General features: G+C 40.2%; 10 protein-coding genes. 8 read left to right on the top strand and 2 right to left on the bottom strand.

What is annotated here, in order from left to right; genetic code table 11:
• Positions 1-274 precede the first annotated feature (274 nt).
• From ACFFHK_RS00900 to cydC, 6 genes are all read left to right on the top strand, one after another.
• Complete coding sequence (locus ACFFHK_RS00900) at positions 275-940, top strand: ESPR domain-containing protein (protein ID WP_382367893.1); 666 nt, start codon at positions 275-277, stop codon at positions 938-940.
• Complete coding sequence (locus tag ACFFHK_RS00905) at positions 906-12,665, top strand: autotransporter-associated beta strand repeat-containing protein (protein WP_382367896.1); 11,760 nt, start codon at positions 906-908, stop codon at positions 12,663-12,665. Before ACFFHK_RS00900 ends, ACFFHK_RS00905 begins: the two co-directional genes overlap by 35 nt.
• Before the next feature lie 527 nt (positions 12,666-13,192).
• The gene (locus ACFFHK_RS00910) at positions 13,193-14,041 is read left to right on the top strand and encodes a co-chaperone YbbN (protein WP_382367899.1); all 849 of its coding nucleotides are present in this window, start codon (positions 13,193-13,195) and stop codon (positions 14,039-14,041) included.
• 42 nt (positions 14,042-14,083) lie between these two features.
• Complete coding sequence (gene trxB / locus ACFFHK_RS00915; RefSeq protein WP_382367902.1) at positions 14,084-15,046, top strand: thioredoxin-disulfide reductase; 963 nt, start codon at positions 14,084-14,086, stop codon at positions 15,044-15,046.
• A gap of 66 nt (positions 15,047-15,112) precedes the next feature.
• Positions 15,113-16,867, top strand: a complete 1,755-nt coding sequence (cydD, locus tag ACFFHK_RS00920) for a heme ABC transporter permease/ATP-binding protein CydD (protein WP_382367905.1) — start codon at positions 15,113-15,115, stop codon at positions 16,865-16,867.
• 10 nt (positions 16,868-16,877) lie between these two features.
• Positions 16,878-18,611: a heme ABC transporter ATP-binding protein/permease CydC gene (gene cydC / locus ACFFHK_RS00925; RefSeq protein WP_382367908.1), complete on the top strand. Its 1,734-nt coding sequence runs from the start codon at positions 16,878-16,880 to the stop codon at positions 18,609-18,611.
• A gap of 103 nt (positions 18,612-18,714) precedes the next feature.
• Here cydC and rnhA read toward each other — a convergent pair whose 3' ends face one another.
• Positions 18,715-19,182: a ribonuclease HI gene (rnhA, locus tag ACFFHK_RS00930; RefSeq protein WP_382367911.1), complete on the bottom strand. Its 468-nt coding sequence runs from the start codon at positions 19,180-19,182 to the stop codon at positions 18,715-18,717.
• A gap of 66 nt (positions 19,183-19,248) precedes the next feature.
• On the opposite strand from rnhA, the gene dnaQ reads away from it, so the two are divergent.
• Together dnaQ and trhP are read left to right on the top strand one after the other, a co-directional pair.
• Positions 19,249-20,016 (top strand): DNA polymerase III subunit epsilon, encoded by a 768-nt coding sequence (dnaQ, locus tag ACFFHK_RS00935; protein ID WP_382367914.1) that lies wholly within the window; start codon positions 19,249-19,251, stop codon positions 20,014-20,016.
• A 104-nt stretch (positions 20,017-20,120) separates the two neighbouring features.
• Positions 20,121-21,506 carry a prephenate-dependent tRNA uridine(34) hydroxylase TrhP gene (trhP, locus tag ACFFHK_RS00940; RefSeq protein WP_382367917.1) on the top strand — a complete coding sequence of 462 codons (1,386 nt, stop codon included), beginning with the start codon at positions 20,121-20,123 and terminating at the stop codon, positions 21,504-21,506.
• A gap of 172 nt (positions 21,507-21,678) precedes the next feature.
• Here trhP and ACFFHK_RS00945 read toward each other — a convergent pair whose 3' ends face one another.
• The gene (locus tag ACFFHK_RS00945; protein WP_382367920.1) at positions 21,679-22,944 is read right to left on the bottom strand and encodes an O-antigen ligase family protein; all 1,266 of its coding nucleotides are present in this window, start codon (positions 22,942-22,944) and stop codon (positions 21,679-21,681) included.
• Between the last annotated feature and the right edge of the window lie 518 nt (positions 22,945-23,462).

Genomic DNA, 23,462 nt, shown 5'->3' on the forward strand with positions numbered 1-23,462 from the left:
AAATGTTAAACAGGAAGTGGATAAATCTTTTTGTATAGAAAGTTAAAGAAAATTATAGATTGTCAGGGCGAAAGAAAGGTGAGTTTATACCTCATTATGGGTATTTATTGCCTTTTAATTAGGCAAATGGGGCATTTTTTCCTGCTAACAGCTTGTTTTTTCTGGCTTCTGGGGGGGGGGATTTGTTACAATCCACCCCTTTTTAAATTAAGACAAACAACAACGAAATTATTTTTAAATTTTTTTACGTAATTCATAAAAATGGAGATGATTAATGAATAAGATTTATCGCATCGTCTGGAATGTGGCAAAAGGGGCATGGCAGTGTGTATCAGAATTAGGTAAAAGCCACGGGAAAAAAGGATCGTCTGTCGTTACCAATGGGCAAACTATTCAGCTAATAACATTAGGGAAATATTTTAAGATTAAGCTGTTAGCGTTGTTTTGTTTAAGTGCAATTAGTGGGGTTGTAGTTGCGGCTAAAGTAGAGCAATCAGGTGCGGTTGGTGTAGGTGGTAGATATTTATATATCGGTACGACATATGGTGGAGATGGAAGCTTAACCGCTCAAGAAGGTGCGACCCTAGCAGATATACAAGCAGTAGTACCAGATTTTGGTAAAAGAATAATACAGTTGGGAGCAAATAATAGTGCTGGGACATTAATTATTCAAGATAAAGCCAATATTGCAATTACTAATTCAATAGAAAGACATTTTACAGGTAAACGGAACAATCCTCACCCTTATCTTCTTCGAGTAGATGATGCCACCTTACAATTTGGAGGTGCTAGTTTATTAAAAGGTTCGCCAAGGAGTACCCCAGACTCGGCTAACTCAAATGAACCGACTATCTCGGCTATTGAAGTAATGGGGGGGGAATTTCATTACAACGGATTCTTTTATAATGACAGAAAAAACAAATTTTTCTGTTCAAGATAGTACGGCTACGTTCGGAGGCTATACTAAATTAGCAATTAAAACCAAATTTATGGTTGATAATAGTACGGTTACCTTCCAAAAAGTGAGTGAGATTTTAGATGCTTCTGATATGGCTGTTAGCAATAACAGTAATGTAACCTTTAATGGTGTAGCAACTTTTAAAGGGCATGATAAGGATGATATGCATGTTAATGCTACTGTTGACAATAGTACGATAACCTTTAATAGTAATGCGAATTTTAATAAAAATGTTAATTTTTCCTCTACCAATTCAACTGTAACATTTGAAGGTACAACAACTGCGACCGATAATGCAGCATTAATCTTTAATTCTGGTATGGTGTCATTTAATCGAACCAATCTGAATAATACGTCTTCATTAACTGTGAAAAATGGTGTAGAGACTGCAACGTTTGGTAATGCAGCAACCTTAAATCATACTGCAAATTTAACCGTTGAGGGCGGTACTACAACATTTAAAGCGATCACTGCGAGTGCTAACTCTAAGGTAAATTTTTCAGGTGACAAAAACACGATTTCTGGCACAACAACCTTAAATGACAATGCTGCATTGACCTCATCTGCTGGTACTTTAACCTTTGATGAGAGCGTAACCATGAATGGTAACTCTTCATTGACAGCGTCTGGTGGAGACATAACTTTAAATAAAGGTGTAAGTTTGGCTGGTACATCTTCGTTAAATATTAGCACTACAGTAACCTCAAATGATCAAACTAGCCTTGATGGTGGATCTTCTATTTCATTAAATCAGGGCGGTACACTAACCTTAGCGGGAACAGCTTCACCTTACAACCGTTTAAAACGAGGGACTGCTAATGGACAAAGTGCAAGCTTTAACTTTAACGGCGGTACTTTAGTTGCACAGGACTCATATACTATCTTTCAAGATTGGGATGCAAATGATAATTTAAATTTAGCTGCAACCTCAACTGTGCAGGTAGAAAGTGGTAAAACATTAACCTTTGCTAATACTGCGTCGTTAAAAGGGACAGACGCTTCTGCTACATTAAACAAAACAGGGACAGGTCAGTTAACCTTATTAGCCGATAATACCTATGCAGGGGAAACTAAGGTACAACAAGGGACATTACAGGTTGGGGATAACAGAGAAACGGGGATTCTTGGTACAGGGCGTGTTTCATTGGCGGAAAGCACTAATTTAATTATTAAGCGCAGCAATCAATATATCGTAAATAATGAAATTTCAGGTTCAGGTACATTGGAGCAAGCAGGTTCAGGAATGACCGTATTGACCAATGATAATGCAAACTATACGGGTGCAATCAATATCATCTCTGGTACCTTACAAGTGGGCAACGATGGTGCAACAGGCGACCTTGGAACTGGCAATGTTACGATTAGTAGTGGTGCTAACCTAAAAGTTAACCGTAGCAATGACTATACTTTAGATAACCTACTCACTGGCGAAGGGAACTTGATCCACGACGGTGCAGGCACCACTACAGTCAATAATAAGGATAATAGTTTCTCAGGCAACACCTCTATCACTGGCGGCACGCTACAATTTGATAGCTTTGCTGCAATGGGACGTGGCACAAGTGCGATTTCAACTGGTACAAGCGACACTAAAAAAGGGACATTAAAACTTAATTTTGATGCTAACGAAACTTTTAGCCGTAATATCAATGGTGCAGGTAACTTTGAAAAATCAAACACGCACACCACCACCACAACTGGCGATTTAACCCACAGTGGCAAAACTACCGTATCGGGCGGTGAATTAATTGTTGATGGCAAAATCGAGGGAACCAGCGATGTCTTAATTGATAATAAATCGACTTTTGCAACCGATCCAAATGTGGCGAAATTAGCCGTTAATGGCACATTAACTACGGCGAAAACTGGCAACGATTCTGGTGATGTGGAAGTGAATAACGGTACCTTAACCGTGGCTAATGGCGGAATCGCAACAGTTGGTAATATTAAAACCACTGATGCAGCTGGTGATGATCAAGCGACTGTTACCGTAAACGAGGGCGGCACCTTAACCACAAATTTAGTTACTGGCGATACCCTATTTGAAAACTTCAAAAAAGCCGCTGCAACCGACACCATTACCATTAATGGTACATGGAACGCAAATGTGGCTGAGAATGCCGACGTTTCACAACAAGAAGATGCGGCATTTACTGGTACTGGAACCTTTAATAAAACAGGCAAAGGGACATTAGCGTTAGACGCAGATAACAGCATCTCAACGACCAATATTAATAATGGTAAGTTGCAAGTAAAAGCGGGCAAAACCTTAACCAGCCCAACTATCAGTGTCGGCGATGCACAAGATGGCGAAAATAGCGCACAGTTAGAAAATCTAGGGACGGTTGATGCAGAAACTATCACGGTTAAATCTGATGGCAAGTTAACCAATACTGGCGCTGGCACCTTAAAAGCGACTAAGGCGTTAGTGGTGGCTTCAGGGAATGTGGCGTTAAACGGCGGTACCACCACCGTAGAAAAAATGGATCTTAACGATGGTACGGTAACCGTTGCGCAAGGTGCGTCATTTACTGGGAATACCGTGAATATCGGTGATGGTCAAGCGAAACCAAACTCAGATCCTGAACAGACGACAAATACAGCGAAATTTGAGGTACAAGGTACCGCAACTATCAATGGACCGATGACCGTAAACGCTGATGGACAACTGAAAAACTCAGGCACCACCACCGCAAACGGTACCCTAAATGTTACAGGCGGGAATGTTGAAGTTACCAATGGAACCCTCAACGCCACACAAGGCGCAACGGTAACTGGCGGTAGCGTGGAAATTTCGGGCGGTAAACTCAATGCCGATGGCAAAGATATTGTGTTAAATAGCGGAAACCTTACTTTAACAGGTGGTGAATTAGACGCGAAAAATATCACTTCAAATACTGCAGTTGATGGCGATACAGATGCAACCATTAGCGTTGGCACAGGCAGCAAACTAAATTTAACCCCTGCAAATGGCGAAACCTTATTTAATGGTTTTGATACCAGCAAAGGCGACAGCATCGACGTGAATGGGGAGTTAAAAGTAACCGTTGCCGATGGCGCAAGCGTGGCGCAAAGCAGCACAGCGGGCATTACAGGAGCAGGTACCCTAAATAAAGAGGGCAATGGTGCGTTAGATCTGAAAGCCACTAATACTTTTGCGAATGTGAATGTAAATGACGGTACTTTAGATGTGTCGGCGAACCTCACTACCAATAACCTAACCGTTAATGGCGATGCGTTAAAAGTTAAATCTGGCGCAGAGTTAACCGCAAAAGAGAGCGCCAAAATTAACGGTGGTACCGTAACCGTTGAACCACAAGGCGCAGGCGAAGATGCGAAAGCAGGTAGCCTGAAAGTCGGCGCAGATGGCACGAAAAACCTTGAGTTAAATGCGGGTACATTAGATGTTCAAGGGAAACTCGCTGCAGGTAATATTATTTCTTCAGACGATGCAAATAATGAGCAAAAAGCGGAAGTGAGAATTGCTAGCGGGGCGGACGTAACTCTTACCCCAAGCGATGACAAAGCATTATTCGATGGCTTAAATACCAAAGATGGCACTGAGGCGACCAAAGATATTATCAATATTGCGGGTAAACTGACTGTTAATACAACAGCAGGTAAAACGGTAGCACAAAATGCAGATGCGCCATTCTCAGGTACGGGAACCTTAGCCAAAGCAGGCGAGGGTACCCTTGATTTAACTGCAACGGGCAACAGTATTGGTCAAGTTGATGTGGACAATGGTAAGTTGAATGTGAAACAAGGCGACTTAACCAGTGGTACCACTAACATTAACAAAGGGACATTAGCGGTTGAAAGTGGCGCAACCTTGAAGAATACAGGGGCGTTAAATGTGGGTAACAGCGATGGTACCAGCGATGCGAAACTTGATATTCAAGCAGGTGCAACTGCAACGGTTGGTGGTGCATTAAAAGTTAACAGTGATGGTGCGATTGATACCGCAGGCACCTTAACCGCAAGTGATAAGATCACGGTTGCAGGTGGTAATATCAATGTAACTGCGGGTACCTTGACAGCAAACAAAGGCGCAGAGGTAAATGGCGGTAGCGTGGCAATTTCAGGCGGTAAACTTGATGCTGGAACTAATGATATTGCCTTGAATAGCGGAAACCTTACTTTAACAGGTGGTGAATTAGACGCAAAAAATATCACTTCAAATACCGCAGCTGATGGCAATGCAGAAGATGCAACCATTAGTGTTGGCGCAGACAGCAAGTTAAATTTAACCCCTGCAAATGGCGAAACCTTATTTAATGGTTTTGATACCAGCAAAGGCGACAGCATCGACGTGAATGGGGAGTTAAAAGTAACCGTTGCCGATGGTGCAAGCGTGGCGCAAAACAGCACCGCAGGCATTACAGGAGCAGGTACCCTAAATAAAGAGGGCAACGGTGCGTTAGATCTGAAAGCAGCAAACACTTTTGGCAATGTCAATGTAAATGACGGTATTTTAGATGTGTCGGCGAACCTCACTACCAATAACCTAACCGTTAATGGCGATGCGTTAAATGTTAACGCAGACAGCAAGTTAACTGCAAAACAGAGTGCAACCATCAACGGCGGCGCAGTAACGATTGACGATAAAGGCACAACTGGCACTAAATCAGGTAGCCTCCAAGTCGGCGCAAATGGCGATAAAGCCTTAACCTTAAATTCTGGAAGTTTAACGGTTAACGGTGATTTAGCGGCGAGTAATATTAAGTCAAATGAGGCTCGCGATGATGATAACGACAATGCTTCAATTACCGTAGGCTCAACAGGGAATGTGTCATTAAAACCAACCGCAACTGATGGCGAACTGTTCGCAGGCTTTGATACTAGCAAAGGCGATTTAATTGCTGTGAATGGTAACTTAAATGTTGATGTCGCAGAAGGCGTAACGACAGCACAAAATGCCAATGCGAAAATTACTGGCGAGGGTACGTTAAATAAAAACGGTAATGGCGAGTTAGACCTAAAAGCAGAAAACACTTTTGGCAATGTCAATGTAAATGACGGTACTTTAGATGTGTCGGCGAACCTCACTACTAATAATTTGACCGTTACTGGTGATGCGTTAAATGTTAAATCAGGCACAGAGTTAACCGCAAAAGAGAGCGCCAAAATTAACGGTGGTACCGTAACCGTTGAGCCAGCAGGCACAGGCGAAAATGCAACAGCGGGTAGCCTGAAAGTCGGCGCAGATGGCACGAAAAACCTTGAGTTAAATGCGGGTACATTAGATGTTCAAGGGAAACTCGCTGCAGGTAATATTATTTCTTCAGACGATGCAAATAATGAGCAAAAAGCGGAAGTGAGAATTGCTAGCGGGGCGGACGTAACCCTTACCCCAAGCGATGACAAAGCGTTATTCGAGGGCTTAAATACCAAAGATGGCACTGATGCGACCAAAGATATTATCGATATTGCGGGTAAACTGACTGTTAATACAACAGCAGGTAAAACCGTAGAACAAAATGCAGATGCGCCATTCTCAGGTACAGGAACCTTAGCCAAAGCAGGCGAGGGTACCCTTGATTTAACCGCAACGGGCAACAGCATTGGTCAAGTTGATGTGGACAATGGTAAGTTGAATGTGAAACAAGGCGACTTAACCAGTGGTACTACTAACATTAACAAAGGGACATTAGCGGTTGAAAGTAACGCAACCTTGACTAACAATGGTCCGTTAAATGTCGGTAACAGCAGCGCAGATGGCAAAGATGCGAAGCTTGATATTCAAGCAGGCGCAACTGCAACGGTTGGTGGCGCATTAACGGTTAACGCTGATGGTGCAGTGGATACCGCAGGCACCTTAACCGCAAATGACAAGATCACGGTTGCTGGAGGGGATCTGAATGTAACTGCGGGTACCTTGACAGCAAACAAAGGCGCAGAGGTAAATGGCGGTAATGTGGCAGTTTCTGGCGGTAAACTTGATGCTGGAACTAATGATATTGCCTTGAATAGCGGTAAGCTTAGTGTAACTGGCGGTGAATTAGCTGCGAAAAATATTACCTCAAATGCAAACCCAACTGAGGCAACCAAAGCAGTTATTGATGTCGCAGCGGCGGGTACGTTAAGTCTTAACCCAGCCAATGGCGATACCTTATTTAATGGTTTCGATACTGCGAATGGCGACAAGATCGGTGTGGGCGGTACCTTAAATGTAGCAGTACCAGAAAATGGCACGGTAAGCCAAGCAACCACCGCAGGCATTAGCGCAAATGAAGCAGGCGAGAAAGGTACGCTAAACAAAAATGGTGCGGGTGAGTTAAAACTGACTGCACCAACCAACACCTTAGCAACAACTAATGTTAATGATGGTAAGCTTGCGGTAGAAAGCGGTTCTACCTTGAACAGTGATACGGTGAAAGTAGGCGATGGCAACGGTGATGATAATAGCGCAGGGTTAACCAATAATGGTACGGTTGAAGCGACTAGCGTAACGGTAAATGGTGATGGTCATTTAACCAATACGAATAAATTAACGGCTACTGATAACATAACAGTAAATGGCGGTGATTTAACTTCAAGCGGAACGACAAATACTGGCACATTAAACGTTAATAATGATGCTGATGTGAATATCACTGCTGGCAAAGTAACCGCAGATACCACAAATATTAATGATGGTGATGTAACGGTTGTAGCCAATGCAGAACTAGACAGTGATACCCTTAAAGTGGGTGATGGGCAAGGTGGTCCTAACACTGCAACTTTAACCAATAATGGTAAGGTTAAATCCGATAATGTAACGGTAAATTCTGATGCGAAATTAACCAATACTGGAACGTTAAATGCAGAAGAATCGTTAACCGTTAATGGCGGTGCAGTAGCCTTAAATGGTGGCACAACCACAACACCAAAAACAGAGATTAACGCAGGTTCTGTTGAGGTTGCGACAGGTGCAAAACTAGACAGCGATACCCTTAAGGTTGGCGATGGGCAAGGTGGTCCTAACACTGCAAGTTTAACCAACAATGGTACGGTTGAATCTGATAATGTAACGGTAAATTCTGATGCGAAATTAACCAATACTGGAACATTAAAAGCAGATGAAGCGTTAACCGTTAATGGCGGTGCGGTTGCTTTAAATGGTGGTACCACCACAACACCAAAAACAGATATTAACGCAGGTTCTGTTGAGGTTGCGACAGGTGCCAAACTAGACAGCGATACCCTTAAAGTAGGTGATGGAGAGGGTGGCAAAGAAAATGCCAAACTTACTAACAATGGTACTGTTGATGCGAAAAATGTAACCGTAAATGCAGATGCGAAATTAACCAATACTGGAACGTTAAATGCAGAAGAATCGTTAACCGTTAATGGCGGTGCAGTTGCCTTAAATGGCGGTACAACCACAACACCAAAAACAGATATTAACGCAGGTTCTGTTGAGGTCGCAGCAAATGCAACATTAGATAGTAAAGCTGTCAATGTTGGTGATGGTACAGATGGTACAAATGAAAAAGCTGCTTTAACTAACAACGGTACTGTGAATGCAGATAATGTAACCGTTAGCCGAGATGGAACCTTAACCAGCGCAGGCAAATTAGCGGTTAAAGATAACTTAACCGTTGATGGCGGTGAGTTAACGTCAAGCGGTACCACAACCGCAGGCACATTAACCGCTGATAACGGCGCTGATGTAAATATCACTGGTGGCGAATTAGAAGCTGATACCACAAATATTAAAGATGGTGAAGTAAGCGTTGATAATGGTGCTACATTAGATACAAATACCCTTAAAGTGGGTAATGGTACAGGTGGTCCAGATAGTGCAAAACTTACCAACAATGGTACGGTGGAAGCCGATAATGTAACTGTTAGCCGAGATGGAAACTTAACCACCACAGGCACTTTAGATGTTGAAAATGGCTTAACCGTTGATGGCGGTGAATTAACATCAAGCGGTACCACAACCGCAGGCACATTAACCGCTGATAACGGCGCTGATGTAAATATCACTGGTGGCGAATTAGAAGCTGATACCACAAATATTAAAGATGGTGAAGTAAGCGTTGATAATGGTGCTACATTAGATACAAATACCCTTAAAGTGGGTAATGGTACAGGTGGTCCAGATAGTGCAAAACTTACCAACAATGGTACGGTGGAAGCCGATGATGTAACTGTTAGCCGAGATGGAAACTTAACCACCACAGGTACTTTAGATGTTGAAAATGGTTTAACGATTGATGGCGGTGAATTAACATCAAGCGGTACCACAACCGCAGGCACATTAACCGCTGATAACGGCGCTGATGTAAATATCACTGGTGGCGAATTAGAAGCTGATACCACAAATATTAAAGATGGTGAAGTAAGCGTTGATAATGGTGCTACATTAGATACAAATACCCTTAAAGTGGGTAATGGTACAGGTGAGCCAGATAGTGCCAAACTTACCAATAACGGTACGGTGGAAGCCGATAATGTAACCGTTAGCGGAGATGGAAACTTAACCACCACAGGTACTTTAGATGTTGAAAATGGCTTAACCGTTGATGGTGGTGAATTAACATCAAGCGGCACCACAACCGCAGGCACATTAACCGTTGACAAGGGCGGTGAACTCAATTCAAGCGGTACTACAACCGTTGGCACATTAAATGTTGATAATGGTGCTAATGTGAATATCACAGATAACGAATTAGCCGCTGACACCACGAATATTAATGATGGTAATGTAACCGTTAGCAAAGGTGCTACATTAGATACAAATACCCTTAAAGTGGGTAATAAAACAGGTGAGCCAGATAGTGCCAAACTTACCAATAACGGTACGGTGGAAGCCGATAATGTAACCGTTAGCGGAGATGGAAACTTAACCACCACAGGCGACTTAGATGTTGACAATGGTTTAACGGTTGATGGCGGTGAGTTAACGTCAAGCGGTAATACCACAGCTGGTACATTAACCGCTGATAACGGCGCTGACGTGAATATCACTGGTGGCGAATTAGCCGCTGACACCACGGATATTAAAGATGGTGAAGTAAGCGTTGATAAAGGTGCTACATTAGATACTGATACCCTTAAAGTGGGTGATGGTACGGGTGAAGCAGGCAGCGCTAAACTGACTAACAATGGTACTGTGGAAGCAGACGATATGACCGTGCAGAAAGATGCAGAGGTTAATGTTGGTGATGCTGACAATGCGGGTAGCTTAGATGTCAAAAATGCGATTGCAATGGACGGCGGTAAATTAGCGGTTGCTCCTGATAGTGAGGTGAGCGCAGCAAATATTACTAGCACGCCAGCAACAGACAATCCATCGCTTATTGATATTGCTAAAAATGCAACCTTAAATTTAAATCCGAAAGATGGCGATACCTTATTTGAAGGATTTGATACCGCAAATGGCGACAAGATCGGTGTGGGTGGTACCTTAAATGTGGACGTACCAGCAGATGGCACCGTAAGCCAAGCAAGCACCGCAGGCATTAGCGCGAATGAAGCAGGCGATAAAGGTACCTTAAACAAAAATGGTGAGGGTGAGTTAAAACTTACCGCACCAGAAAACACCTTAGCAGCAACCAATATCAATGATGGTAAGGCTACGGTTGTAAAAGGCTCTAAATTAAACAGTGAGAGTGTAACTGTTGGTAGTAAAGAAACGGATAAGGACGGTGATGACAGCACTTCTCCTGATACTTTAGTGGTTGAGGGTGAAATGGTTGCCGATAACTTATCTGTTGATGAGAGCGGTGCATTAAATGTTGCGAAAAATGGTGAGGTAACAGCGAACAAGTCAGCGAAAATTAATGGCGGTAGCGTAACGGTAGATGCCAAGGATAGCGATGACGCAGATTCAAAAGCAGGTAGCCTCAAAGTTGGTGAAAATGGCGATAAAGCGTTAGAAGTCAATAAAGGTAGCTTAACCGTTAATGGTGATTTAACCGCAGCGAATATTGTTTCTGATCCGTCGCAAGCAACTGATGATGACAACGCCAGCATTACGATTGGCGAAAAAGGGAATCTCAACTTAAAACCAACTGATGCAAGACCGTTGTTTGATGGCTTGAATACTGGTGAGGGTGATTCGATCGCAATTAATGGTAACCTCAATCTTGATATTGATGGAGATAAAACCGTTGCGCTTGCGCCAACAGCGGCACTGAGTGGTAGAGGTGCATTAAATAAAAACGGTGAGGGTACATTAGAAGTTAGCAACCAAAATCCTGATTTCACAGGGAAAACCAATGTGAACAAAGGTACTTTAGCAATGAAAGATGGCGGAGACTTAGCGGGTAGCCAAGTTACGGTAAATCAAGATGCCACCTTATCTGTTGATGAAAATGGTACTAAACTTGGTGGTTTAACCGTTGAGCCAAATGGTAATGTTGAAATTGGGATTACCCCAGATAAAGTGGGTACGCTTGACGTGAAAAACGACGTTAACTTGAATGGTGGTACCTTGACGTTAAATACCAAGAATATCGATCGCGTTGAAGATCTAGATACGTCGAAAGTATTAAGCGCAATCACCGCTGGAGGTAATTTAACAGGAACATTTGATGACATCAAAGATACCAGTAACTTATTTAATTTCGATCCTACCTATACAGAGAATGGGCTTACATTTACGCCACGTTATGAAAAAGACTCTTTAGTTGAGATTGCTAGTGAGCGAGGCTTAACCCGTGCGTTAGGAGCGGCGAAAGTATTAGATAATGTCTTCAGAAATAATTCATCTGATCCATTGGCTAAACTTTTCTATGGAATTAAAGATGATGATGAAACAGCGGCGGCATTAGTTTCTGTGTTACCAAGCTTATCAGGAGCAAGTAGCCAAATCATCGCCGATAGCAGCAAACAGTTAGCGACATTGCCTGATTATAATTATCAGTGTGATGCGTATAGCAATTTTGATGGTAATCCAACGTGGGTGAGAACGTTCCATAGCCAACGTTTACAACATCAATATAAAGGTGCGTCAGGCTATTATAATGAGAGCTATGGTTTTGGTATTGGTGCGGAGCGCTGCTATAACGGTAGCCGTTTTGGGGCGATGATTGGCTATGCACAAGATAGTGCAGTTAGCCGTGAATCACCATCAGCACAAAGCGTGAAGAGCAAAACCGTACAGACAGGTATCTATGGTAACACGCCATTAGCTGGCGACTTAGCGTTAGACTATAAGGCTGGCGTGGGTTACAGCAAAGTGGATTCAGAGCGTAAATTTAGCTTTGTGGGCAATACTGCTAGCGCAAGCTATGGCAATAAAATTGCCTATGCAGGATTGGGGTTAACTTTACCAAGTTCCCTTTCTGATACGGTGAAACTCGAAAGCTATGCACGTTTGGATTACCGTATGGTAAGAAATAATGCGTACGCAGAAAAAGGCGCAGGTATCTTAAACTTACATGCAGACGCAGGAAGTTTTGAGACGATGACTAGTGAAGTGGGCGTCAAAGTGAAAGTGCAAGTTGCACCAAATCTTTTAGTCGGTGCAAATGCCAATGTTGGTTACAACTTGATGGCAGAACCTGCTTCGGTGAGAGCGTCATTCCAAGGTGCTAAAGGTCAATCCTTTGTAACCCAAGGTGCGCAAGAAAACCGTTTATCGACTGGTGCAGGTGTGAGCGTGGATTATAAACTTTCACCACTTGCGAGCTTGTCTGTCGGTTATGATGTTTCTAGCCGTAAGGGTTCAGTAGAACAAACCCCGAGCGTATCGTTTAAAATGGTCTTTTAAACATTAAAGCGTTAATCAATGATGAAAATGCCACCAGTAGGTGGCATTTTTATTGGATTTAGGTTTCGTCCTAAAGGACGACTTCATTTTTTTACTCGTGTAAAAAAACGAAGCAAAAAAAGCACGCCCTAGTGCCTTGCTAATTCCTTATTTCGTCAAGATTTTTCGAGCGGCAAAAAACTGATATTTTTCTTCGTAAAACTCAGAAAAATTAGACGTTTTTTGCCTAAAAATCTTTCCTGCATTCGGGCAAGGCACAAGGGAACCGTGAACATTTATAGCGATTTGAGTTTAAAACTAAATTTGTTAATAAAATTATCATAATTAATTTTTGCTTTGTTTTTACTTAAATAGATATTTAGGTTCGTCCTTTAGGACAAAACCTAAATCTATCAATAATCAAAAAACTTACTTATAACCTCACTAACAAACTCAAGGTATCTTTAAATGATCACTTTTAGTTACTGAAAAATGGTGGTAGTTTTGCTAGAATTTAGCAAATTTTGTAGATGAACAAAGGAATTGATATGCAACAAATTATTGAGGTGAATACACAAAATTTGCCTGAAGTGTTAGAAATGGGGAAAACACAGCCATTAGTCTTTGTATTTTATGCCACGACAGACAGTAGTTCACAAAATTTTATTACTGGATTAGAACGATTAACTACACAATATCCTAATCAATTTATTCTCGCTAAAGTGAATTGCGAAACTGAACCAATGATTGCAGCACAATTCAGAATTCAAGCATTACCAACCACCTATTTATTTAAAGATGGCGCACCTATTGATGGCTTTCAAGGCGAGTTACCAGAACAAGAGTTACAGCAACGTTTAAGCGTTATTTTACCAAAAGAAGATGAAATCAAATTTAATCAAGCATTAGATTATTTAGCTGTCGAGAATTACGAACAAGCATTACCTCTGTTAAAAGAGGCGTGGGAACTTTCTGATAAGAAAAATAGTGATGTCGCCTTACTTTATGCTGAAACCTATATTGCGATGAAGAAAGTTGAACCTGCGCAGGAGATTTTAAAACAGATTCCATTGCAGGATCGTGATAGTCGTTGGCAAGGGCTACAATCACAAATTGAGTTATTAATCCAAGCGGCAGATACGCCAGAAATTCAACAATTACAGCAAGATTATCAACGTAATCCAACCCCAGAAATTGCGATAAAATTAGCAGTACAATTACATCAAGCGAACCGAAATGAAGAGGCGTTAAATTTATTATTGGCGATTTTACAAAAAGATCTCAATGCTGAAGAGGGAGAGGTAAAACGTCAGTATCTTGCGATTTTGTCGGCAATGGGGAATAGCGATCCATTAACGAATAAATATCGCCGTTTCGTCTATTCATTGCTTTATTAAGTTGTGAAGCAGAATAAATAACAAATTACATCGGAGCAAAATATGACAAGTAAGCATAGTAAATTATTAATTTTGGGATCAGGTCCAGCAGGTTATACCGCAGCGATTTATGCGGCACGAGCAAATTTAAAGCCAGTATTAGTAACAGGATTACAACAAGGTGGGCAGTTAACAACTACTAATGAAATTGAGAATTGGCCTGGAGATGCAGGTGAAACGACTGGTCCAGAGTTAATGCAGCGAATGCTAGAACACGCAGAAAAATTCGAGGCAGAAATTATTTTCGATCATATCAATCAAGTAGATCTTTCTAAGCGCCCTTTTACCCTTTATGGAGATAGCCAAACCTTTACCTGTGATGCGTTAATTATTGCAACAGGCGCTTCAGCGAAGTATCTTGGCTTACCGTCAGAAGAGGCTTATAAAGGACGTGGTGTGTCAGCTTGCGCAACTTGTGATGGTTTTTTCTATCGTAATAAGCCAGTGGCGGTAATTGGTGGCGGAAATACAGCAGTGGAAGAGGCGTTATATCTTGCGAATATTGCTTCAGAAGTACATCTTGTTCATCGCCGTGATAGCTTCCGCAGTGAAAAAATCTTATTAGATCGTTTAATGAAGAAAGTCGAAGAGGGCAAGATTGTTTTGCATACTAACCGTACGCTTACCGAAGTGTGTGGCGATAATATGGGGGTAACGCATTTACAGTTACAAGATACGCAATCTGATTTACAAGAAAAGGTGGAGGTAGAGGGGGTCTTTATTGCGATCGGACACGCGCCAAATACCGATATTTTTGCAGGACAATTAGCCTTAAATAACGGCTATATTGTGGTGAAATCAGGCTTACAAGGTAATGCGACAGCAACGTCTGTTGAAGGGGTCTTTGCCGCAGGTGATGTGATGGATCAACATTATCGTCAAGCGATTACTTCTGCTGGCACAGGTTGTATGGCAGCACTAGATGCAGAACGCTATCTTGATGTCTTAGACGCACAAAACGCATAGTATTTTTTATTTATTCCCCCTCATTATTGAGGGGATTTTATTGTATTTTTCTCGATTTTTTAGGTTATGGATAAATCTCGCCAGAAACAGCTGCAAACTTGGCTTAGACAGCAAAGTCAAATCATTAAAAAACCGCTTAAACTCAATCTGCTTTTTGCGATTATTTCGACCATTTTATTAGTTGTGCAAACGTGGTTATTAGCTTCGTTGTTGCATAATCTTATTATTGTTGGTGTACCACGAGAGCAGTTATGGGAAAGTTTTCTCGCCTTACCCTTGATTTTTGCAATACGAGCAGGGCTGTTATATGCACGAGAAAAAGTAGGATTTTATAGTGGTAAGCTATTACGCCAACATCTACGCCAGCAAATTTTGCATAAATTAGAACAAGTTGGTCCAGCAACATTAGCTTATCGCCCAGTGGGTAGCTGGGCAACGTTGGCATTGGAACAAGTCGAGAATTTGCATAATTTTTATGCACGCTATTTACCACAACAATATTTATCTGGGATTGCACCATTAATTTTATTAATTGCGATTTTTCCGATTAATTGGGTGGCGGGATTAATTTTATTATTAACAGCACCTTTAATTCCGCTATTTATGATCTTGGTTGGTATCAAAGCCTCTGAAGCAAATCAACGGAATATCAATATGTTAGCACGCTTAAGTGGGCAATTTTTGGACCGTTTACAAGGATTAGAGAATTTACGCATTTTTAATCGTACCAAAGAACAAACAGAACAAATTGCAGAACGTAGTGAGGATTTTCGTGAAACAACAATGGAGGTGTTAAAAGTTGCCTTTCTTTCTTCGTCGGTATTGGAATTTTTTACGTCCATTTCGATTGCGTTAACTGCGGTTTATTTTGGTTTTAGTTATTTAGGACAGATTAATTTTGGGGGATATGCGACTAGCGTTACCTTATTTTCTGGTTTTTTCTGTTTAATTTTAGCTCCAGAGTTTTATCAACCATTGCGTGATCTTGGAACCTACTATCACGATAAAGCAGCAGCAGTAGGCGCAGCGGAAACGATTGAGGAATTTCTTACTCAAGATTTTTTAATTGCTCAACAAGGTGAGCAGGAATTGAATACAGATGCAATTCAGTTGCAAGCAGATCAATTAGTGGTGTTATCGCCAAAAGGTGTTCCACTGACTAAACCACTTAATTTTGTGATTAATGCAGGAGAGAATGTTGCTTTAGTTGGGCAAAGTGGTGCGGGTAAGACGTCATTAATGAATGTGTTACTCGGATTTCTACCCTATCAAGGGAGTTTGCGGGTCAATGGTATTGAGTTAAATCAGCTTAATGTAACATCGTGGCGTAATAAATTGGCGTGGGTCGGGCAGAATCCGTTTTTGTTACAAGGATCGATTCGTGAGAATTTACGCTTAGCTAATCCACAGGCAACGGAAGAACAGCTAAAATCTGCTTTGACGCAAGCCTATGTTACAGAATTGATTCCTTTACTAGACAAAGTGCTACAAGATGGCGGTTTAGGGGTGTCCGTAGGGCAAGCTCAACGATTGGCAGTGGCGAGAGCATTACTAAAAATAGAAACACCGTTACTGCTATTAGATGAGCCAACAGCTAGTTTAGATGCACGTTCAGAAAATCAAGTATTGGCAAGTTTACAGCAAATGAGTCAGGGTAAAACAACCTTAATGATTACACATCGAATTGAAGATCTGAAACAGTCAGATCGAATTTTAGTGATGCAAGCAGGGGAAATTGTGCAACAAGGCACCTTTAGCGAACTGCAACATCAAGGCTATTTTGCCGATCTATTAGCACAACGTGAAACCGTTCTTAACTAAGGATAATTTAATGCGTTCATTACTTCCTTTTTTTGCAATGTTTAAACATTCCCCAAGTCGTCTATTATTGGGAATTGTGCTAATGCTGACAGGACTGGCGGCGAGCATTGGCTTATTAACGCTTTCAGGCTGGTTTTTAGCAGCGTCGGCATTAGCTGGGGTATCGATTCTATTTAATTTCTTTTATCCTTCTGCAGGCGTACGAGGATTGGCGATTGGCAGAACGGCAGCACGTTATTTTGAAAAGGTTGTTACGCATGATGTAACCTTTGAAATTTTAGCGAAACTACGGGTGATGGTGTTTGCTAAAATTATTCCGTTAAGCCCAGCGGTACTAAGCCGTTATCGTAATAGTGAGTTGTTAAATCGCTTGGTTGCAGATGTGGATACATTAGATACGCTGTATCTGCGGTTATTTGCACCATTTGTGAGCGCAATTTGTATGATCATTTTTATTGGCATTGGGATCAGTTTTCTTGATGTTAAAATTGCGTGGTTTATTGCAGGCAGCTTGCTCTTTTTATTATGTGTGATTCCCACAGTATTTTATCGCTTGGGGCAAAAATTTGGCGCAACATTAACAGCAAATCGAGCAAAATATCGTAGCCAATTTGTGGAATATATCCAAGCACAAGCGGAATTATTGTTGTTTAATGCGACCGATCGGGTTACACAACAATTACAACAAACCGAACAGGTATGGCTGCAAGGACAACAACGAGAAGCGCAACTTGCGGGGCTATCTAGTGCGATTTTGTTATTTGTGAATGGAGTAATTGTAGTGGTTACTTTGTGGTTAGCCGCTGCAACACCTATGGGTGAGGGGGATTTTAAATTTGCTTTAATCGCCTTAGTAACGTTTGCTGCGTTAGCGTCATTTGAAATTTTAATGCCGATTGGTGCCGCCTTTTTGCATTTAGGACAAGTGATTGCTTCGGCAGAACGCGTAACAGAGATTATTTCCCAACAACCTTTGGTGAAATTTGATGGAACAGTAACTGAGTTTGTGCCACACGAGAAGTTGATTCAATTTGAGCATCTTTCTTTTGCTTATCCAGATATGCCAGAAAAAGCGTTAGATGATGTTAGTTTTTCGCTTGCTAGACAGCAAAAAATCGCTATTTTGGGGAAAACTGGCAGTGGTAAATCGACCTTATTACAACTGCTCATTCGCAACTACTTACCAACGCAAGGTGATATTTTGTTAGCTGGTAAGCCGATAGCAGAATATAGTGAAGCAACGTTACGAGAGCAGATGATTTTATTAACGCAACGTGTACATATTTTTAGCGATACCTTGCGTGAGAATTTATTATTGGCTAATCCAACGGCGACTGATGAACAACTTGTGGAATTATTGACGAAAGTTGGATTAGGTTATTTATTAGCGCAAGAACAAGGATTGGAAACGTGGTTAGGTGATGGGGGACGCACCTTATCAGGTGGTGAACAACGCCGTTTGGGTATTGCTCGCGTGTTATTATCACCTGCTTCGATCATTTTATTAGATGAACCAACTGAGGGGCTAGATCGAGAAACCGAACGGCAAGTGTTAGCATTATTGCTTGACTATTGCCAAGATAAAACGGTTATTATGGTTACCCATCGTTTAACAGGATTATCTCAGTTTGATCAGGTGATCGTGATGGATAATGCCAAACTGGTGGAGCAAGGCGATTTTACGCAGTTATCAAAAATGGCAGATTCCTTGCTATTTAAATTGGTTAATCGTATTGCGTCTTAATCTGAGTTGAATGGCTGAAGTCTGGTGGCTATTCAACGCTTGTAAAATGGCAATCAAGCGTATTTTTAGGGGAGTAATTGACGTTAAAAGGATATTCCTCTGATTAATTTTCAGCTTGATAGCCATTGTCAGTTAGCGTTGGGTGAGCCGCTGCTTGTTTAGCTAATTGATCACATAATTCATTTTCTAGATGCCCAGCGTGTCCTTTTACCCACTGCCAATGAATATGGTGAACTTGAACAGCCTGATCTAATGCTATCCATAAATCTTGATTTTTGACGGTTTTTTTCTGGCTTGTTTGCCACTGATTACGTTTCCATTGGCTGATCCATTCAGTTATCCCTTTGCGTAAATATTGGCTATCACTGTATAGCGTGATGTCGCACGGTTCTTTGAGCGCATTTAATGCAGTAATGGCAGCCAATAGTTCCATACGATTATTGGTTGTGAGGTGATAGCCTGCAGAGATCTTTTTTTGATGCTGTTTATAGCGCAAGACAATACCAATCCCGCCAGCACCAGGGTTTCCTAAACAAGAGCCATCAGTAAAAATCTCAATTTTTTTTCGCATAATAGTATCTGAATTGTTAAAATAGGCGGAATTATAGAGAATTCATTAAGAAAAGAAAAATAAAGTATGCAAATTGATGAGAATAGAATAGTTGTTCTTGATACAGAAACAACGGGAATGAGTGGTGGAAGTGAGCCACAAATTGGACATCGTATTATTGAAATTGGGGCAGTAGAATTATTAAATCGACGCCATACAGGGCGCAATTTTCATGTTTATCTACAACCTGATCGTGAAGTTGATCCTGCAGCAATAGAAGTTCATGGTATCACGAATGAGTTTTTAGCAGATAAGCCACGCTTTGCCGAGATTGAGCAAGAGTTTATTGAATTTATCAAAGGTGCAGAATTGGTGATTCATAATGCGCCGTTTGATGTGGCATTTATTAACCAAGAATTTACTTTATTAAAGCAAAAAATAACAACTGATGATCTCTGTAAAGTAACGGACTCACTCAAGGTTGCTCGTCAGATGTATCCAGGAAAGAAAAACTCGTTAGATGTGCTTTGTGGGCGTTTAGGTATTGATAATAGCCGAAGAACATTGCATGGCGCATTACTTGATGCTGAAATTTTGGCGGATGTTTATTTAGCGATGACGGGGGGGCAAGTAAGTTTACAACTAGAAGTTGATCCTACTCCCTCCACTGTAGCAACAGCAGATCAACTCATTGAACAAGAATATAACGTGGCATCAGCAAAAAGAAAATTAACGGTTTTAATGCCAACAGCAGATGAGTTAGCCGCGCATCAGAAATATTTAGAGATGATTAATAAAAAAAGCGGTAATCAATGCTTATGGGAGAAAACGCTCGATAACACACTTCAATCTTAGCCAATCGCCACTTGCATTCCGCACAGTGGCTGATTAAAATTCATGCCCCATTATTTATGCCTTTGATGGCATAACCTGACCTGAGATCAGAACAAGAGAGAATTATGACAACAAAAATTGATCACAAGCCTGAACTGCTTTCGCCAGCAGGTTCATTAAAAAATATGCGCTATGCCTTTGCCTATGGCGCAGATGCTGTTTATGCGGGGCAACCTCGCTATAGTTTACGTGTACGAAATAATGAGTTTAATCATGCTAATCTGAAAATTGGCATTGATGAAGCTCACGCTTTAGGTAAGAAATTTTATGTGGTGGTGAATATTGCACCTCATAACTCAAAGCTAAAAACATTTATCAAAGATCTTACGCCAGTCATAGAAATGGGACCAGACGCGTTGATTATGTCTGATCCTGGTTTAATTATGTTAGTGCGAGAACATTTCCCAACCATGCCGATTCACTTATCGGTACAAGCGAATGCTGTCAACTGGGCAAGTGTAAAATTTTGGCATCAAATGGGATTGACCCGAGTCATTTTATCGCGTGAATTATCGTTAGATGAAATCGCCGAAATCCGCCGTCAAGTACCTGATATGGAAATTGAAGTGTTTGTACATGGTGCGTTATGTATGGCGTATTCAGGACGCTGTTTATTGTCAGGTTATATTAATAAACGCGATCCAAACCAAGGTACTTGTACGAATGCGTGCCGTTGGGAATATCAAGTGAAAGAAGGGCAAGAAGATGAGATTGGCAATATTGTTGATAGCAATGAGTTGATTCCAATTAAAAATGTTGCGCCGACATTAGGAGAGGGAGCAACAACAGATAAAGTCTTTTTATTGACTGAAAGTCAACGCCCAGACGAACAAATGCAAGCATTTGAAGATGAGCATGGCACCTATATTATGAACTCAAAGGATCTACGGGCAGTACAACACGTAGAAACGTTAGCCAATATGGGGGTACACTCACTCAAAATAGAAGGAAGAACAAAATCTTTCTATTATTGTGCCAGAACGGCACAGGTTTATCGCAAAGCGATTGATGATGCAGCAGCAGGAAAACCGTTTGATGAACACTTATTAACAACTTTAGAGTCATTGGCTCATCGTGGCTATACCGAGGGCTTCCTACGGCGTCATACACATGATGAATATCAAAATTATGATTACGGTTATTCAATTTCAGCCCGTCAGCAATTTGTTGGTGAGTTTACAGGGGTTCGTCGCAATGGTATGGCAGAAGTTGCTGTAAAAAATAAATTCCTATTAGGCGATGAAGTGGAGATGATGACGCCAAATGGTAACATTATTTTTACAATTAAAGCGATGTTTAATCGTAAAGGTGAAGCTGTGGACGCCGCTTTAGGAGATGGGCATTTTGTACTGATACCAATACCAGAAGACGTTCAATTAGAGTATGCGCTATTGATGCGAAATCTAGTAGATGCAGATACCCGCAACCCACATGGAGAGAAGAAAAGTTAAAAAAATATTAAAAATGTTATTGCGTTATAACATTTAGATGATTATAATCCTATCCATACCCTAAAATATGACTCCAAATGTTTGCCCCTCTATTTTTCCCGAATAGAGGGGATTTTTTTGTTTATTGATTTTCAATTTTAATCTCTATTTCCCACGCATTTATAGAGTTTGGTTAAATTCTTTGTTTCTTATGACTCAACAACATAGCATAAAATAAAACAGTCAAGAAAAAGTAGAACATATTACCTGAATTATGGGCAAAAAAGACTTGAGTTAAACCATATGACATAACAGAAGTAATATGAATAATACCTAAAGTAGCAAAGAGTTTAACTTCTTCATTTTCTTTATACTTTTTATAATCTCTAATAAAAGCATATAATGGTAAGAGAAAAATACCTAATAAAGCAAAGAAGCCGAAAATCCCTCTTTCTAAAAAATCATTTAAATATTGATTATGCGCATGACCTAAATTAGCTGGATAAGTGGCTAATTTACCTAAATTACCTAACTCTTTACGACGATCTTTTGCGCCTTTTTCTCCCCAACCTAACATAGGTTTTTCGGTAATCATCAAAATAGATGCTTTCCATAAATCTAATCTTGCACCTACGGAGGTGTTTGAATTACTTGCTTTACCAGAATTTACAACTTCAATATAAGCTCTTTCGATTTGCGATAACATTTTTGCCGAAGGGATCATTAGTAGGACTGAAATAATAGCTAAAAGAGATACGAAAAAACTCAAAATAATTTTTTTTGTGAGGATATGTCTATTAAAATAAAATAAAGTCAGAATAATAAAAGGCATTAACAACCAACCACCGCGAGTTGCAGAAAGGAAACTACCTAACATACCGCCAAAAGTACCAAGGATACATAAGAAAGTTAGATAATATTGCTTATTTCGCCAACAGTAGAACATTAATGCTAAGCTAAACATTCCTATTGACATTGCCATATCGCCAGATTGAATAACATAAGTCGTATCGGATAAAGCGCGATCATAATGCAAGAAAAACTTCTGATAAAAAGCATAACACCCTGTTAGAATACCTGATAAAGGGATACTGTAAAGAAGATTTTTTAAGCTAAGTGGATATACTTTTATTAATAAAAAGAGCAATAAAAAACAAATACCTCTACTTGCGTTATCTAATACTTTGATTGAATCATGATGAATAAAAATACTGGATATATAAAGAAAAAAATAAATAAAAAATGGGGCAATAAAAAAGTAATAGTTTTTGTTTTTTAACACTAAAATAGATTTATTTTTTATTAATGAGTAAATAATCAAAAATACTGAGAAGATGATGAGAATAACACCACTGCTATAAGCCTTTGGAATAATAACTAAGGCAATAAAAAAATAAGAAATAATAAAATTAAAAAAAAGGAAAATATAACGATGGTAAAAAGTTTCTATTATATTCATATTGAAAAGTTATCTATATTAAGTTATCTAAGATAGTGCCTTGCATTGCAATCTTCTTTTTTTAAGTAAAATTAATAACTTAAATTGGTTAACAAGCTAGCTACAGTGGAGTGAGATAATTATATATGGATATGTCTATTGTGGAAAGTAGAAAAGTAAGAGTCTATATATTAATCATTGTCATTGAAAAAGTGTTATTTTATTAAGTTTTTGATTTTTAATGTTATTTTTCGTTTGATCATTTTGTTAATTCACTAATGTTGCTTGAAAAATAAGAAAAAACATTTATAATTCTTCCCAAAGATATAGATAAAGAGAGTATAGGCTAAAACCAATAAAATTCTCCTATTTGATTAGTCTGTTTTCTGTAATTTTTTAGATGAGACCCAATATATGAAGCTAAAGTCCTTATTTTTGACTTTTCCGCATAGGAAGATTATAGATTGCTTGTTTTATTTAATGGTTTTCCTATCCGTATTTAATAATTTCTATAGATTTAAATTTTTTAATAATGTTTA

It is taken from the genome of Gallibacterium trehalosifermentans (assembly GCF_042433055.1).
Lineage (GTDB): Bacteria > Pseudomonadota > Gammaproteobacteria > Enterobacterales > Pasteurellaceae > Gallibacterium > Gallibacterium trehalosifermentans.